This is a genomic window from Microbispora sp. ZYX-F-249 (assembly GCF_039649665.1).
Classification (GTDB): domain Bacteria; phylum Actinomycetota; class Actinomycetes; order Streptosporangiales; family Streptosporangiaceae; genus Microbispora; species Microbispora maris.
Map to the genome: position 1 here is coordinate 1 of NZ_JBDJAW010000205.1, position 222 is coordinate 222.

Annotated in this window: 1 protein-coding gene; it reads right to left on the bottom strand. The window is 72.5% G+C overall.

What is annotated here, in order from left to right; translation table 11 throughout:
* Positions 1-222: zinc-binding dehydrogenase (locus AAH991_RS40405; protein WP_346231229.1), on the bottom strand; the 222-nt coding region annotated here is incomplete at both ends.

Sequence of the window (222 nt, forward strand, 5' to 3'; positions counted from 1 at the left end):
AGTTCGAGCTGCATCTCCGGGGTCGGCACGCCGACGAGCACGACCGTCCCGGCGAGGTCGCGGGCGTAGAAGGCCTGCTTGTAGGTCTCGGGGCGGCCCACCGCCTCGATCACGACGTCCGCGCCGAACCCGCCGGTCAGGTCGCGGATCGCCTCCACCGCGTCGGTGTCCCGGGAGTTCACGGTGTGCGTGGCGCCGAAGCCGCGGGCCCAGTCGAGCTTG